Origin of the sequence: Paucibacter sediminis, assembly GCF_030254645.1 — a bacterium.
GTDB classification, from domain to species: Bacteria; Pseudomonadota; Gammaproteobacteria; order Burkholderiales; family Burkholderiaceae_C; genus Paucibacter_B; species Paucibacter_B sediminis.
The window spans coordinates 1,800,828-1,814,602 of record NZ_CP116346.1; the positions used below are offsets into that span (position 1 = coordinate 1,800,828).

Sequence of the window (13,775 nt, forward strand, 5' to 3'; positions counted from 1 at the left end):
CGGGCGGATAGCAGGCGAGGGTGCTGGTGCGACCGGCAAGAATCGAACTTGCGACTAAGCCTTCGGAGGGCCCAATGATATCCACTTCACCACGGTCGCGGTGCAGGGGCGCATTCTAGCCGGCTTCCGCGCCTTGGCCGCACAAGCCGGGCCGGGCGCCGCGCGGCCGACGATATAATCCCGCGGTTTTGCCGCCTGCGTTTTGCAGGCAGCGCATTCCCAGCGCTTTCCATCAAGCCGACGCCAACGAGGATTTCATGAGCGGATCTCACGACCACGACGCCCCGCACGAAGGACCGATCAAGACGCCCAAGCAGCTGATCTGGGCCGTGTTCTTTGCCTTTGTGGTGCCCATCATCGTGATCGTGATGCTGGCCAACTACGTCACCACCGATGTCAAGCCGGCCGCCGGCAGCGTCGGCCTGGAAGAGCAGGCGGTGGCCGCGCGCATCCAGCCGGTGGGCGCGATCGAAATCAAGGACGCCTCCAACCCCGGCGCGATGAAAACCGGCGAGCAGGTGTTCCAGGCCCAGTGCTCGGCCTGCCACGCCACCGGCGCCGCCGGTGCACCCAAGCTGGCCGATGCGGCCGCCTGGGGCCCGCGCGTGAAGAACGGCTTCGAAGCCCTGCTGAACTCGGCCCTCAAGGGCAAGGGCAATATGGGTGCCCAGGGCGGCGGCGATCACAGCGATTTCGAGATCGCCCGCGCCGTGGTCTATATGGCCAACCAGGGTGGTGCCAAGTTCGACGAACCCAAGGCACCTGCCGCGGCCGCATCGGCCGCCGCGAACTGATCAGGCATCGCAAGATCAGCACAAACCGCCCGGGCGTCGAGCCCCGGCGGTTTTTTTATTGCGCCTCGGGTTGGCGCTGGAAGCCGAAGCGCGCGGGCAGCTCGGCGGCGTGGATGTCCTGGGGTGTCCACAGGCCTTGCTCCACCGCATCGGCTGCGGTCTCCATGTCCAGGCTGTGCACCAGGCCCGGGCCGATGTCGCTGTCCAGGTAGAGCCGGCCCAGCTCGTCCAGCCAGGCGCTGCGGAACTGGGCCGGGCGCCCGGTGTGGCTGCGCAGCTGCGGGCCCGCCGGCGTGGCGGCGAGGCGCCAGACCCAGGGCGTGGCCTCGAGTTGCAGGTAGACGCGCTGCGGCCCGTTCTGGAAGAACCAGCAGCCCTGCTCGTCGGCCTCGTAGTTGCGTTCGATGAACTCGCGCAGCTTCTCATGCACGATGCGGCTGCCCTTCACCTGCGGGAAGGGGCCGGCGGCCTGGATGCGCTCGTCGCGCATATACCAGTCGCCGCGCGCGTCCAGCGCCAGCCAGCCATAGCAGTGCGGGACGTTGGGCCACTTCTTCAGCGCGGCCTTGACGATGGGATCCATGGTCTAGTGTCGTTCAGAGCGCCTGGGACAGCCAGTCGCAGACCTGTTGCGGCATGCTCATCACATGGCCGGGCAGCGGGCCGGCGGCAAAGCCCACGTGGCCGCCATGCTCGGGCTGCCACAGCGTCACATAGGGCCCGGTCTCATGCTCGCGCGGCAGGCAGGCGGCCGGCACGAAGGGGTCGTTGCGTGCGTTCAGCACCAGGGCCGGGATGCGGATGCGCGCCAGGTGCGGCTTGCTGGAGGCGCGCTGCCAATAGTCTTCGGTGTTGCGGAAGCCGTGCAGGGGCGCGGTGAAGACATTGTCGAACTCGTACAGATCGCGCGCGCGCAGCAGGCGCTCGGCATCGAACAGGCCGGGGTGCTGCTTCAGCTTGCGCAAGGCCTTGGGCACCATGGTGCGCAGAAACATGCGCGTGTAGACCTGGCGGCTGAAGCCCTGGCCGATGGCGCGGCCCGAGGCGGCCAGGTCCACCGGCGAGCAGATCGAGCAGACCGCGCGCGCGGTGGCGGCGGCGCTCTGGCCATGCTCCTCGGCCCAGCGCAGCAGGGCATTGCCGCCCAGCGAGACGCCGGCGGCCAGCACCGGCCCGTCGTGCAGTTCCTTGAAGCGCGCCAGCATCCAGCCGATCTCTTCGAAGTCGCCCGAGTGGTAGGCGCGCGGTGCCAGGTTCAGTTCGCCCGAGCAGCCGCGGAAATGCGGGATCGCGAAGGCCCAGCCGCGCTGGCGCGCCACCGCGGCAAAGGCCTGGGCGTAATGGCTTTGCGAGCTGCCTTCGAGGCCGTGGAACAGCACCAGCAGCGGCGCCATGCTGCCGCGCCCGCCAATGCCTTCGCCAAACCGGCTTTCCTGGAACTCGGGCTGGCGCTTGGTGAACATGTCGTGCGACATCCACGCCGGCGTCTCCAGCCAATCCACGTCGATGAAGTCGGCGTCGGGCGTGGTCCAGCGCTCGCGCCGGAATTGCAGCGGCAGACCCTGATGGCGGCGCGCAAACAGCGCCGGCCAGATGGTCTGGGCATGGCCGCCGGGCAGCCATGAGGGCGCTTGGTACTGCATGGCGACGCGGTCAGTGTAGGGTAGCCGGCTCTTCAACCACCTCTTGTATGTCATGCGCGGTACCGGGGCTGGCATGGTGCACCACCATGCGCCAACCCATGGCGGTTTTCAGGTAAACATTGGTTGAGATGACCCAGGCGCTTTGCTGCCCCTCGGCGCCCTGCACGAGCACGCGCTCGAGCACCTGGTGGATGGCGGTGTCGCCGCTCACCATGCGGCGAACCCGCTCGGGATGCACGGCGATGGCGCCCTGCTGGAACACCGCTTCGAAGGCCGCGCGGATCGCGCCCAGGCCCACCACGCGCGGGCCGCCGGGATGCACGCAGGAGACCTCGTCCTCATCGGCCCAGACCTCCATCAGGCGGTCCAGATCGGCGCCCTGCAGGGCTTCGTAGAACTGCTGCTCGGTGTCCTCCGGGGAGGACAAGAGCGCGGCGGCCTGGGCTTTGGGTCGGTGCATCACGGCGGTCAGTGCGCGGAATGCAGCTGCTCGCCCGCCTTGAGCTTGTAGACCGTGCCGCAATACGGGCATTTGCCGCCACCCTCGTGGGTGATGTCGACGAACACACGCGGATGGTTGCTCCACAGCGGCATGGCGGGGTTGGGGCAGGCCACCACGCCACCGCCTTGCACATCCTTGGCCGTCACTTCAACGACGCTCTTGTTTTCTTGCGCACTCATTGCTTTACTTTCGCTTTCTCAGACCAGGCTCAGCCAGTGAGCATATTTGGGGTTGCGGCCATTGACGATGTCAAAGAAGGCCGATTGGATCTTCTCGGTGATGGGGCCGCGCGAGCCAGTGCCCAGTTCCACCCGGTCCAGTTCGCGGATCGGCGTGACCTCGGCGGCGGTGCCGGTGAAGAAGGCCTCGTCGCTGATATAGACCTCGTCGCGGGTGATGCGCTTCTCCACCAGCTTCAGGCCCAGGTCCTGGCAGATGTGGAAGATGGTGTTGCGGGTGATGCCGTTGAGCGCCCCGGCCGAGAGGTCGGGGGTGTAGACCACGCCGCCCTTGATGACGAAGAGGTTCTCGCCCGCCCCCTCGGAGACGAAGCCCGAGGCGTCCAGCAGCAGCGCCTCGTCATAGCCGTCTTCGGTGGCTTCCATATTCGCCAGGATGGAGTTGGTGTAGTTGCTCACCGCCTTGGCCTGGGTCATGGTGATGTTCACATGGTGGCGGGTGTAGCTGCTGGTCTTGACGCGGATGCCGCGCTTCATGCCTTCCTCGCCCAGATAGGCGCCCCAGGCCCAGGCCGCCACCATCAGGTGGATCTGGTTGCCCTTGGGGCTGACGCCCAGCTTCTCGGAGCCGATCCAGGTGAGCGGGCGCAGATAGCAGCTTTCCAGCGCGTTCTCGCGCACCACCTGCTTCTGGGCCTCCTCCACCTGTTCGATCGTGAACGGGAGCTTCATGCGCAGGATCTTGGCGCTGTTGAAGAGGCGTTCGGTGTGCTCGCGCAGGCGGAAGATGGCCGTGCCCTTGTCGGTTTTGTAGGCGCGCACGCCCTCGAAGGCGCCGCAGCCGTAGTGCAGGGTATGGCTCAGCACATGGATCTTGGCGTCGCGCCAGTCCACCAACTGGCCGTCCATCCAGATCTTGCCGTCGCGGTCGTCGAGGGACATGGGGCTTCCTTTGCACGCAGATTTGCCGAGTGGCAATTCTATGCGGCACGCCCCCGCGGCGAGAGCCCCGCGATCAGTCGTGACGGGCTTCACACATGCGCCGATTCCGATGCACACAAGCACCCCGAACAGGGGGGATATGCACGCGGCCATAGGGGAGAACCCATAAACAATCGCGTCCAGGCAGGTTCGGTTTGCAAACCTGCAACGTTTCAAGGGAGCACATTTTGTCGAACCGCCTTCAAGCCCGCCTCGGTATGGCCCTCGGTCTTTCGCTGCTGTCCCTCGCCGCCCAGGCGAGCACGGACTGCAGTTTCAATGACCTGTCGGGCATCAGCAGCACCGGCTTTGCCTGCGTAGGCTTCAACAACGGCAACCTGCTGAACACCAGCACGGGCGCCCTCAGCCAGGCCTCCAGCGCGCTGGCCAGCCTGGGTTACACCGGCAGCACGGCCTGGGCCGAAAAGATCGAACTGGGCGGCGGCCAGGCGGTGAACTTCAGCACCGTGCTGAACGGCACCACCTGGGTGGCGATCCACAAGGGCAAGGGCGGCGCAGCGGGCTTCAATGGCACCGCGTTCTACCGTTTCGACGCCGGAACGAATCTGGACAACTTCAACTTCCTGCTGGCCGGCTCGTCGGGCGCGGTGCTGTATGCCACCGGCCTGAACGGCGGTGGCAGCGGTGGTGGTGGTGTGCCGGCCGTGCCCGAACCCCAGAGCTATGCCCTGATGGCAGCCGGCCTGGCCGCCCTGGCCTTTATCGCCCGCCGTCGCGCGCGCCAGTAAACCGTCAACGCAAAGAAGAACAATGAACAACTTCCGTCTCACCATCTCCGCAGTCGCGCTCTGCGCCCTGTCCCTGGTGGCCCAGGCCAAGCCGGTGCAGCAGGTCAGCCCCAGCAGCCTGGATTGCGCAGCCAGTGACCTGGGTCTTGCCAGCGGCAACGGCTTTGCATGCGCCGGCTATGTCGAGGGCAATCTGCTCAATGAGGCTAATAGTGCGGCCGCGGCGGCCCTGCTGGCATCGCTGGGTCTGAGCGACTGGACGGGCCAGATCGCCGAGAAGATCGAGCTCGGTGGCGGCTCGGCGGTGGATTTCTCGACCCCGCTGTTCGGTACCACCTGGGTCGGCATTCACAAGGGCAAGGCCGGCCCGAATGGCGTGGAAGGCACGGCCTTCTACAAGTTCGACGCCGGTACCGATCTGAACAGCTTCAAGTACCTGCTGGCCGGCTCCTCGGGCGCGGTGCTGTATTCGACCGGCAAGCCCACCACGCCGGATGGCGGTTCGGGTGGTGGTGGCTCCGGCAACCAGGTACCCGAGCCCAGCAGCCTGCTGCTGTTGGCGGCCGCCCTGGGCGCCGCTGGCCTTACCGCGAAGCGTCGCCGTTCGGCGCGCTGAGCGCTGCGGCCTCCTCGGGGCGCAGCAGCTGCCACCGGCTGCAGGCCCCCTGCTTGAACTCCACTTCAACGGCCACCCCGCCGGCATCCGTCCAGACATAGGTGTCGGGCCGGCCGGGGACCTTGTGGCCCAGGCTGCGCGTCAGCGGGATCAGCTCCATCAGCTTCATGCCGGGCCTGAGCCTGGCATTCAGCATCACCGCGCTGTCCACATGACCTACCGGTGAGCTGTTGGCGATGCGCATCACCCGCATCAGCCGGGTGAACTGCATCAGCAGCCAGAACATCACCGCACTCAGCGCCAGGATCACGCCCTTCCAGTCAAAGAGCAGGCCGCCCACGATCAGCGCTGCCAAGGCCAGCGCTCCGCCTATCCATTTGTTCATGGCGGGATGCTACTTGTTTGGGCCTATTGCCGCGCTGCCAACAGGCCCAAGTCACGCGCTTAGCGTATTCTCTGGCTCTTCCCGGAACGGTGGCAGAGATGAGCAGGGACGGCATCAAGAACAAGCTGGGGTGGGCGGGCCTGTTGCTGTGTGGCGCGATGGCGGCTCACGCGGGCGACGGCCCCGACTGCGCGCGCGCCCTGACGCTGGCCCTGCACGACCACGGCCTGCTCTATTCGGCCGAGACCTCGACCGGCATCGACAAGGACATCGCGGATGAGTTGGCGCGCCGCAGCGGCTGCCGCCTGCATGTCTCGCTGATGGCGCGCGCGCGCATCTGGCAGCTGATCGAATCGGGCGGTCTGGACTTCAGCCTCTCCGGCATCGGCAGCCCCGAGCGCGACAAGTTCGCCGCCTTCGCCTGGTACTTCAGCAACAAGTACTACCTGCTGGCGCGGCGCGATGCCCAGCTGCAGCGCATCGAGGACTTCGAGCGCAACCCGGCCCTCAAGCTGGGCGTGATACGCGCCTTCCGCTACAGCGAAAGTGCCAACCGCCTGGTGGACCGGCTCGCCGAGCAGCAGCGCGTGATCCAGTCCTCCGGCCTCTCGGCCCTGTTCGCGGCGCTGGGCAGTGGCCAGATCCAGGCCATGATCATCGAACCCTTCGATTACCCGACGCTGGATTCGGCGCGCATCCGCGAGTTCAGCCAGATCCTCGAGTTCGGCGACAAGCCGATCCCGCACGGCCTCATCATGTCGCGCGCCAGCCTCAGCGAGAGCGAGCAGGGCAAGTGGCGGGCCCTGGTGGAGAGCATGTTGCGCGACGGCACGGTGCAGCGCATCTTCGAAAAATACTTCAAGCCCGACCTGGCACGCGCCATGGTCAGCTTCTGATCCCGCTCATGGCTTCCGGATCGCCAAGCTTCCCGACCTGGTTGAGCGGCCGTGCCTTGCCGCTGCTGGTGATGGCCGCCGGGCTGGCCCTGAGCCTGGGCCTGTGGCAGCGCGAGCATGCCGAGGCGCAGGCGCGGCTGCGGCTCGGCTTCGATGCCAGCCTGCGCGAGGCCAGCCTGCGCGTGGAGCAGCGCATGGCCGCGCACGAGTTGCTGCTGCAAGGCGTGCAGGGCTTTCTGCATGCCCATGGCCTGCAGGACCCGCAAGGCCTGCGCCTCTATGTCGACTCGCTGCCGCTGGGCGCCGATTTCGCCGGCCTGCAGGGCCTGGGCCTGGCCGAATGGCGCGCGGCGCCGGGGCGGGCGCCGATGATCCAGCTGGAGCCCGGCGTGCGCCGCAATCTGGCGGCCTTGGGCGTCGATCTGATGGTCGATCCCTTGATACGGCCGGCGCTGGAGCTGGCGCGCGATTCTGGCCGCATGGCTCTCAGCGATCGCTTTGACCTGCAAGGCATCAAGCTGGGCAAACAGGTCGGCTTCCTGGCCCTGCTGCCGGTCTATGCGCCCAAGCTCGCGCCCCAGAGCGTGGAGGAGCGCCGTGCCGCGCTGCGCGCCTGGGTGGTCGCGCCGGTCGCCATGCCCGAGCTGATGGCCAGCCTGTATGGCGAACTGGCGCCCGGCCTGCGGCTGGAGCTGTTCAGCGGCACCGAGCCGCGCGCCGCGCAGCGCCTGTTCGCCTCCGAGCGCCGGTCCGAGGGCGGGGCGCTGATGCAGGGTCAGGAATACCTGGTGCTGGGCGGCCAGACCTGGACCCTGCTGCTGCAGGCGGACGGCGCGTTTGCGCCCGCCCAGGGGCTGCAGGACGCGCGTCAGGTGCTGGCGGCGGGCGTGCTGGCCTCGCTGCTGCTGAGCCTGCTGAGCTGGGCCCTGGGCAGTTCGCGCGAGCGTGCCCATGTGCTGGCGCAAGACATGACGGCGGCCTTGCGCCGCAGCGAGCAGCGCTGGGCCTTTGCGCTGGAGGGCGCCGGCGATGGCATCTGGGATTGGGAGATACCCAGCCAGAAGCTCAGCACCTCGCCGCGCTGGAAGTCCATCATGAATCTGCCGGACGCCTCCGCCGAGCCCAATATGAGCCAGGTGCTGGCCAGCATCCATGGCGACGACCGCATGCGCGTGCAGGCCGAGTTCCAGCATTGCCTGGACGGGCTGGTCCCGGCGGTGGCGCTGGAGTACCGCATCGCCGATGGCCAGGGCGGCTGGCGCTGGGTGCTGGTGCGCGGCACCGTGGTGGAGCGCGATGCCCAGCAGCGCCCGCTGCGCATGCTGGGCACGCTCTCCGACATCCAGGCGCGGCGCGAATCCGAGGAACGCGTGCGCTTCATGGCCAGCCACGATCCACTCACCGAGCTGGCCAACCGTGCGCATTTCCAGGAGCGCATGAACTACAGCCTGGCGAACGCGCGCCGCTACCACGAGACCCTGGGCCTGATCCTGCTGGACCTGGATCGCTTCAAGCCCATCAACGACCAGTTCGGCCATGCGGTGGGCGACCAGCTGCTGCAGACCGTGGCCAAGCGCCTGAAGAACGCGGTGCGCGAGACCGACACCGTGGGCCGCATCGGCGGCGACGAATTCGTGGTGCTGCTCACCGGCCCGGTGACGCGCGACTCCGCCCAGGTGGTGGCCGACAAGATCTTCAACCAGCTCGCCATGCCGATGGAGATCGCCGGCGTGCACCTGGAGCTGACCTGCTCGCTGGGCCTGGCCATCTATCCCGAGGACGGGCAGGACGAGCTCAGCCTCACCAAGGCGGCCGACGACGCCATGTACCGCAACAAGCGCGCCGGCCGCGCCTGGATGGGCAACGGCGAACTCAGAGGCCCCTGATGATGGCGATGGCTTCCTCGATGCGCTCCACCGCATGCACGGTGAGCCCCTCGATGGCCTTCTTGGGCGCATTGGCCTTGGGCACCACGGCGACGCTGAAGCCCAGCTTGGCGGCCTCCTTCAGGCGCTCCTGACCGCGCGGCGCCGGCCGCACCTCGCCCGCCAGGCCCACCTCGCCGAAGGCGATGAAGCCCTTGGGCAAGGGCTTGCCGCGCAGGCTGCTCTGGATCGCCAGCATCACCGCCAGGTCGGCCGCGGGCTCGCTGATGCGCACCCCGCCCACCGCGTTGACGAACACATCCTGGTCGTTGGTCATCACCCCGGCATGGCGGTGCAGCACCGCCAGCAGCATCGCCAGGCGGTCGCGCTCCAGGCCCACCGAGAGCCGCCGCGGGCTCGGGCCGCCGCCGTCCACCAGGGCCTGCAGCTCCACCAGCAGCGGGCGCGTGCCCTCCAGCGTCACCAGCACGCAGCTGCCCGGCACCGGCTCGCCGTGGGTGGAGAGAAAGATCGCGCTCGGGTTGGTCACGCCCTTGAGCCCCTTGTCGGTCATCGCGAACACGCCGATCTCGTTGACCGCGCCGAAGCGGTTCTTGATCGCGCGCACCAGCCGGAAGCTGCTGTGCGTGTCGCCCTCGAAATACAGCACGGTGTCGACGATGTGCTCCAGCACGCGCGGGCCGGCCAGCGCACCCTCCTTGGTCACATGGCCCACCAGCACCATGGCGCAGCCGCCGGCCTTGGCGGTGCGCGTCAGCTGGGCCGCGCATTCGCGCACCTGGGCCACCGAGCCCGGCGCCGAGCTGAGCTGCTCGGAATACATGGTCTGGATCGAGTCGATCACCACAAAGCCGGGCTGCTCGACCTCGATGGTGGCGAGGATCTTCTCCAGGCTGATCTCGGCCAGCACGCGCACCTGGGTGCCGGCCAGGCCGAGGCGGCGCGCGCGCATCGCCACCTGTGCGCCCGACTCCTCGCCGGTGACATACAAGACCTTCAGCTGCTGCGACAAGGCATCCACCGCCTGCAGCAGCAGGGTGGACTTGCCGATGCCCGGATCGCCGCCGATCAGCACCACGCCGCCGGCCACGATGCCGCCGCCCAGCACGCGGTCCAACTCGTCCTGGCCGGTGGGGGTGCGCTCGAAGTCGCTCGCCTCGATCTCGCTCAGCGTCGCCACCGGCTGGCTCTTGGCCAGCGACTGGTAGCGGTTTTTCGCGCCGCCGCTGGGCTCGGCCACCGACTCGACCAGGGTGTTCCACTCACCGCAATGCGGGCACTTGCCCAGCCACTTCGCATTGGTGCCGCCGCATTCGCTGCAGGTGTAAATCGATTTCTCTTTCGCCATGGGCGCGATTGTGGCCCCGCCAGCGCCGGACTCAGCCCGGATGCTGGCGCAGATAGCTCAGGGTGAAGGCATGGTCCTGCGCCAGCGCGCGCTTCAACTGCTCGGCCAGCAGATGCTCCACGCGCCCACCCAGCAGGGGCAGGGCGGAACGCAGCTGCCAGCTCAGCTGCATGCGGCAGCTGCCGCCGGCGATTTCGCTGATCTGGCCATGGCCCTGCGCATGCACGGGCAGGCCCAGGGGTGCGATTTCCAGCTCGGCCTCCACCTGCGCCGGCCCGAGCCGACGCCAGCGGCTGCGCTGCCGCAAGTTCAGGGTGCTGCCGACCAGGCGGCGTGCCCAGGCGGGCATGCGTGCCGGGTCCAGCGGCAGCGCGCGCTCCAGCTCCAGCGCGATGAGCGTGGCGGAGCACTCGAAATGCAGCAGGCGCAGAGCACCCGCGCCCAGCGCCGCGTATTTCTGCTGCACATAGTCGGGCCGCCCGAACACCGCCCACAGCCTGTCCATGCCGGCCGGGAAGTCCTGCGTCAGGCTCAGCTGCATGGCGTTCTCAAGCGGCCGGCGCACGCACGCGCTGCCGCTGCGCCGTGCCGCTGCACAGCCACAGCCCGGCAAAGCACAGCGCCGCGTTCAGCAGCAGCAGTTCCAGCCCGATTTCATAGCTACCGAACCAGCGGCGCTGCTGGCTGTCGATCAGCCAGCACAGCGCCGGTGCGGCCAGGCAGACGAGCGGCACGGCCGGCCCGTGCAGGCTGCGCCGCGTCAGCATGCCGAAGGCGAACAGGCCCAGCAGCGGCCCGTAGGTGTAGCCGGCCAGCTTGAGGATCAGGCCGATCATGCTGGCGCTGTCGATGGCGCGAAACGCCAGCACCAGGGCCAGGAACAGCGCGGCAAAGCCCAGATGCACGCGGTGCCGCACCTGGCGGCGCCGGGCCTCGTCCCAGTCGTCGCGCTGCTGCAGGCCCAGCAGGTCGATGCAGGTGCTGGAGGTCAGCGCGGTGATGGCGCCATCGGCGCTCGGGAACAGGGCCGAGATCAGCGCCAGCACGAACACCAGCTGTACCCAGGCCGGCAGATGCCCCAGCACCACGGCGGCGAAGAGCGCGTCGCCGCGCGCCGTCATGCCGGCCTGGGTCGCATACAGCTGCAGCAGGCCGCCCAGGAACAGGAACAGCGCCACCACGCCCAGCATGATGAGGGCCAGCACGACGACGTTCTTCTGCGCGTCCGCCAGCCGGCGCACCGAGATGTTCTTCTGCATCATTTCCTGGTCCATGCCGGTCATCGCGATGGCGATGGCGGCGCCGGCCAGCAGCTGCTTGGCCGCAAAGAAGCGGCTCTCGGGCTCGGTGTGGAAGACCCGGGCCAGGCCCTCGGCGCGCAGGCTCTGCCAGGCCTGCCAGGCGCTCAGGTCCAGCGCCTGCAGCAGAAAGCCCGTGCAGATCACCAGCCCCGCCAGCATGCCGATGGTCTGCAGGGTGTCGGTCCAGACGATGGTGCGCACCCCGCCCTCGTAGGTGTAGAGCAGGATCATCAGCAGGATCACCAGGGCGCTGAACCAGAAGGGCAGGCCGAGCGCCGCCAGCACGCTGTCCTGCAGCACGCGCACCACCAGGTACAGGCGTGCGGTGGCGCCCAGGGTGCGCGAGACGATGAAGATGCCGGCCCCGGTGCGATGCGCGCTGACGCCGAAGCGCTGGCCCAGATAGCGGTAGATCGAGGTGAGCTCGAGCCGGTAATACAGCGGCAGCAGCACATAGGCGATCACCAGATAGCCGGCGAACTGGCCCAGCGCGATCTGGAAATAGCTGAAGGCGGTGCTGCCCACGGCACCCGGCACGCTGATGAAGGTCACGCCCGAGAGCGAGGTGCCGATCATGCCGAAGGCCACCAGCATCCAGTGGCTGTTGCGGTTGCCGATGAAGAAGCTCTGGTTGTCAGCGGCGCGCGAGCGCCACCAGGCCACCGCCAGCAGCAGGGCGAAATAGCCGAGGATGAAGGCCAGCAGCAGGGCGGGGCGCATGGGGGCCGATTATGAGAACGGGGCGCGCTTGCGCCCATTCCTGACGCGCCGGAGCCCATAACCGGGCGCTGCGCGCCCGCAGCGAATGCCTGACTACGGGCAAACCCGGGGCCGACGTGCTAAAACCTGCCTTCGCGTTTTCGTTGTTCGAGCAGGAGTTGCGCATCATGGAGTTTTCCGTCTGGCTGGCGTTTTTCGCCGCATCGTGGGCGATCAGCCTGTCCCCCGGCGCCGGCGCCATCGCTGCCATGAGCTCCGGGCTCAACCATGGTTTCAAGCGCGGCTACTTCACCACCTTCGGCCTGGTGCTGGGCATCACCACCCAGATCATCTTCGTGGGCGCCGGCCTGGGCGCCCTGATCGCGGCCTCCAGCCTGGGCTTTGCCATCGTCAAATGGCTGGGCGTGGCCTATCTGGTCTATCTGGGCGTGCAGCAATGGCGCGCGCCGGCCAAGCCGATGGTGGCCGAGAGCGACGCTTCCGGCATGGTGACGCGCCGCCAGCTGGTGCTGCGCGGCTGGGCCATCAATGCGGTGAACCCCAAGGGCACGGTGTTCCTGCTGGCCGTGGTGCCGCAGTTCCTGGACCTGCATGCCAGCCTGGCCCACCAGTACCTGGTGATCGGCGCCACCCTGTGCTTCACCGACCTGGTGGTGATGGCCGGCTACACCGTGCTGGCCGCCCGCGTGCTGTCGGCGCTGCGCTCGGAGCGGCATCTGAAGGCGCTGAACCGTACCTTCGGTTCGCTCTTCATCGCCGCCGGCGCGCTGCTCGCCACGTTCAAGCGCGCGGCCTGAGCCACTCTTTTTGATGCAGGCCGCCCGGCTTCGGTCGGGTGGCCTTTTTGTTTTTCTGTGAATCTCCATGTCCCAAGTTTCTGATCGCTGGCTGTTCTGGATCCCCACCCTGATCTGGGCCAGTACCTGGCATGTGATCCTGTATCAGCTGGACAGTGGCGTGCCGGTGCTCAACTCGGTGGCCTGGCGCTTTGCCCTGGCGGCCCTGATGCTGGCGGGCCTGGCGCGTGTGCGTGGTGAGGCCCTGCTCAGCATGCCGCGCTCGGCCCATCTGCTGCTGCTGGCCACCGGCATCGTGCAGTACGGCGGCAATTACGTGTCGGTCTACGAGGCCGAGCGCCATATCCCCACCGGCCTGGTGGCGGTGCTGTTCTGTCTGAGCGTGTTCATCAATGCCCTCAGCGGCCGCTACTTTTTCGGACAAACGGTGACGCGGCGCTTCCTGGTCTGTGCCAGCGGCGGCGTGGCCGGCGTGGTGCTGATCTTCTGGCCCGAGATTGCCGCCACCGGCGCGCGCCCGACGGCGGCCCTGGGGCTGGGTTTGGGCTTGCTGGCCGTGCTGACAGCCTGCACCGGCAATGTGCTGACGCTCACCCTCACGCGCCGCGGCCTCGCCCTGGTGCCGGTGCTGGCCTGGAGCATGGGCTATGGCGCGCTGTTCCTGCTGCTGGCCTCGCTGGCCAGCGGGCAGGGCCTGCACTTCGCCTGGCAGCCCGCCTACTTGCTCAGCCTGGCGTACTTGGCGGTGGCGGGCTCGGTGACGGCCTTTGTGCTGTATTTCAAGCTGGCGCAGCGCCAGGGGCCGGCGCGGGCCGCCCTCACCGGGGTGGTGATTCCGGTGATCGCCCTGGTGATCTCCGCCGCGCTGGAGGGCTGGGTGCCCAGCACGCTGTCGATGGCTGGCATGGCGCTGTGCCTGGGCAGCATCTATGTGGCGACGCGGCCTGCCTAGCGGCTTTCGGGACGCGTCTGCCCGCT

16 protein-coding genes and 1 tRNA gene are annotated in these 13,775 nt (G+C 68.0%); 7 read left to right on the forward strand and 10 right to left on the reverse strand.

Translation table 11 applies throughout. The features are described 5' to 3' along the window. Nucleotides 1-24: 24 nt before the first annotated feature. Nucleotides 25-99: transfer RNA gene (locus PFX98_RS08155), tRNA-Arg, on the reverse strand. A gap of 158 nt (nt 100-257) precedes the next feature. On the opposite strand from PFX98_RS08155, the gene PFX98_RS08160 reads away from it, so the two are divergent. Then, entirely contained in the window at nt 258-794 is a 537-nt protein-coding gene (locus tag PFX98_RS08160) for a c-type cytochrome (RefSeq protein WP_285234695.1), read from the forward strand. Between the two features lie 55 nt (nt 795-849). Here the strand turns inward: PFX98_RS08160 and PFX98_RS08165 are convergent, their stop codons facing one another. Genes PFX98_RS08165 through PFX98_RS08185 form a run of 5 tightly spaced genes read right to left on the reverse strand, consistent with a single transcriptional unit; the run spans nt 850 to nt 4,060 of the window. Beyond that, the gene (locus PFX98_RS08165; RefSeq protein ID WP_285234696.1) at nt 850-1,377 is read right to left on the reverse strand and encodes a DUF2946 family protein; all 528 of its coding nucleotides are present in this window, start codon (nt 1,375-1,377) and stop codon (nt 850-852) included. A 13-nt stretch (nt 1,378-1,390) separates the two neighbouring features. Continuing rightward, on the reverse strand, nt 1,391-2,437 hold the full coding sequence (locus tag PFX98_RS08170) for a YheT family hydrolase (RefSeq protein ID WP_285234697.1): 1,047 nt from the start codon (nt 2,435-2,437) through the stop codon (nt 1,391-1,393). A gap of 10 nt (nt 2,438-2,447) precedes the next feature. Beyond that, complete coding sequence (locus PFX98_RS08175; RefSeq protein ID WP_285234698.1) at nt 2,448-2,897, reverse strand: YybH family protein; 450 nt, start codon at nt 2,895-2,897, stop codon at nt 2,448-2,450. Between the two features lie 8 nt (nt 2,898-2,905). Continuing rightward, entirely contained in the window at nt 2,906-3,118 is a 213-nt protein-coding gene (locus tag PFX98_RS08180) for a zinc-finger domain-containing protein (RefSeq protein ID WP_285234699.1), read from the reverse strand. An 18-nt stretch (nt 3,119-3,136) separates the two neighbouring features. Then, complete coding sequence (locus PFX98_RS08185; RefSeq protein WP_285234700.1) at nt 3,137-4,060, reverse strand: branched-chain amino acid transaminase; 924 nt, start codon at nt 4,058-4,060, stop codon at nt 3,137-3,139. Nucleotides 4,061-4,317: 257 nt separating this feature from the next. On the opposite strand from PFX98_RS08185, the gene PFX98_RS08190 reads away from it, so the two are divergent. Then, nucleotides 4,318-4,848 (forward strand): PEP-CTERM sorting domain-containing protein, encoded by a 531-nt coding sequence (locus tag PFX98_RS08190; RefSeq protein ID WP_285234701.1) that lies wholly within the window; start codon nt 4,318-4,320, stop codon nt 4,846-4,848. Between the two features lie 22 nt (nt 4,849-4,870). Beyond that, nucleotides 4,871-5,464: a PEP-CTERM sorting domain-containing protein gene (locus PFX98_RS08195; protein WP_285234702.1), complete on the forward strand. Its 594-nt coding sequence runs from the start codon at nt 4,871-4,873 to the stop codon at nt 5,462-5,464. Here the strand turns inward: PFX98_RS08195 and PFX98_RS08200 are convergent. Further along, complete coding sequence (locus PFX98_RS08200; protein WP_285234703.1) at nt 5,433-5,849, reverse strand: hypothetical protein; 417 nt, start codon at nt 5,847-5,849, stop codon at nt 5,433-5,435. The genes PFX98_RS08195 and PFX98_RS08200 overlap by 32 nt on opposite strands. Nucleotides 5,850-5,947: 98 nt before the next feature. Between PFX98_RS08200 and PFX98_RS08205 the strand changes: the two genes are divergently transcribed. Together PFX98_RS08205 and PFX98_RS08210 are read left to right on the forward strand one after the other, a co-directional pair. After that, nucleotides 5,948-6,745 (forward strand): substrate-binding periplasmic protein, encoded by a 798-nt coding sequence (locus PFX98_RS08205; RefSeq protein WP_425334677.1) that lies wholly within the window; start codon nt 5,948-5,950, stop codon nt 6,743-6,745. Nucleotides 6,746-6,753: 8 nt separating this feature from the next. Beyond that, the gene (locus PFX98_RS08210) at nt 6,754-8,631 is read left to right on the forward strand and encodes a sensor domain-containing diguanylate cyclase (protein ID WP_285234704.1); all 1,878 of its coding nucleotides are present in this window, start codon (nt 6,754-6,756) and stop codon (nt 8,629-8,631) included. On the opposite strand, the gene radA is transcribed toward PFX98_RS08210, so the two are convergent. From radA to PFX98_RS08225, 3 genes are read right to left on the reverse strand one after another with little or no spacing between them, the layout of a single operon-like run. Continuing rightward, nucleotides 8,618-9,979 (reverse strand): DNA repair protein RadA, encoded by a 1,362-nt coding sequence (radA, locus tag PFX98_RS08215; protein WP_285234705.1) that lies wholly within the window; start codon nt 9,977-9,979, stop codon nt 8,618-8,620. The genes PFX98_RS08210 and radA overlap by 14 nt on opposite strands. Before the next feature lie 31 nt (nt 9,980-10,010). After that, on the reverse strand, nt 10,011-10,520 hold the full coding sequence (locus PFX98_RS08220) for a DUF2505 domain-containing protein (protein WP_285234706.1): 510 nt from the start codon (nt 10,518-10,520) through the stop codon (nt 10,011-10,013). 7 nt (nt 10,521-10,527) lie between these two features. Further along, nucleotides 10,528-12,000 (reverse strand): sodium:solute symporter, encoded by a 1,473-nt coding sequence (locus tag PFX98_RS08225; protein ID WP_285234707.1) that lies wholly within the window; start codon nt 11,998-12,000, stop codon nt 10,528-10,530. A gap of 167 nt (nt 12,001-12,167) precedes the next feature. Here PFX98_RS08225 and PFX98_RS08230 point away from each other — a divergent pair, with 167 nt between their 5' ends. Both PFX98_RS08230 and PFX98_RS08235 read left to right on the forward strand, forming a co-directional pair. Beyond that, a complete protein-coding gene (locus tag PFX98_RS08230; protein WP_285234708.1) occupies nt 12,168-12,797 on the forward strand; it encodes a LysE family transporter in 630 nt (209 codons plus the stop codon). 67 nt (nt 12,798-12,864) lie between these two features. Beyond that, nucleotides 12,865-13,749, forward strand: coding sequence for a DMT family transporter (locus PFX98_RS08235; protein WP_285234709.1), 885 nt, complete (start codon nt 12,865-12,867; stop codon nt 13,747-13,749). Nucleotides 13,750-13,775 lie beyond the last annotated feature (26 nt).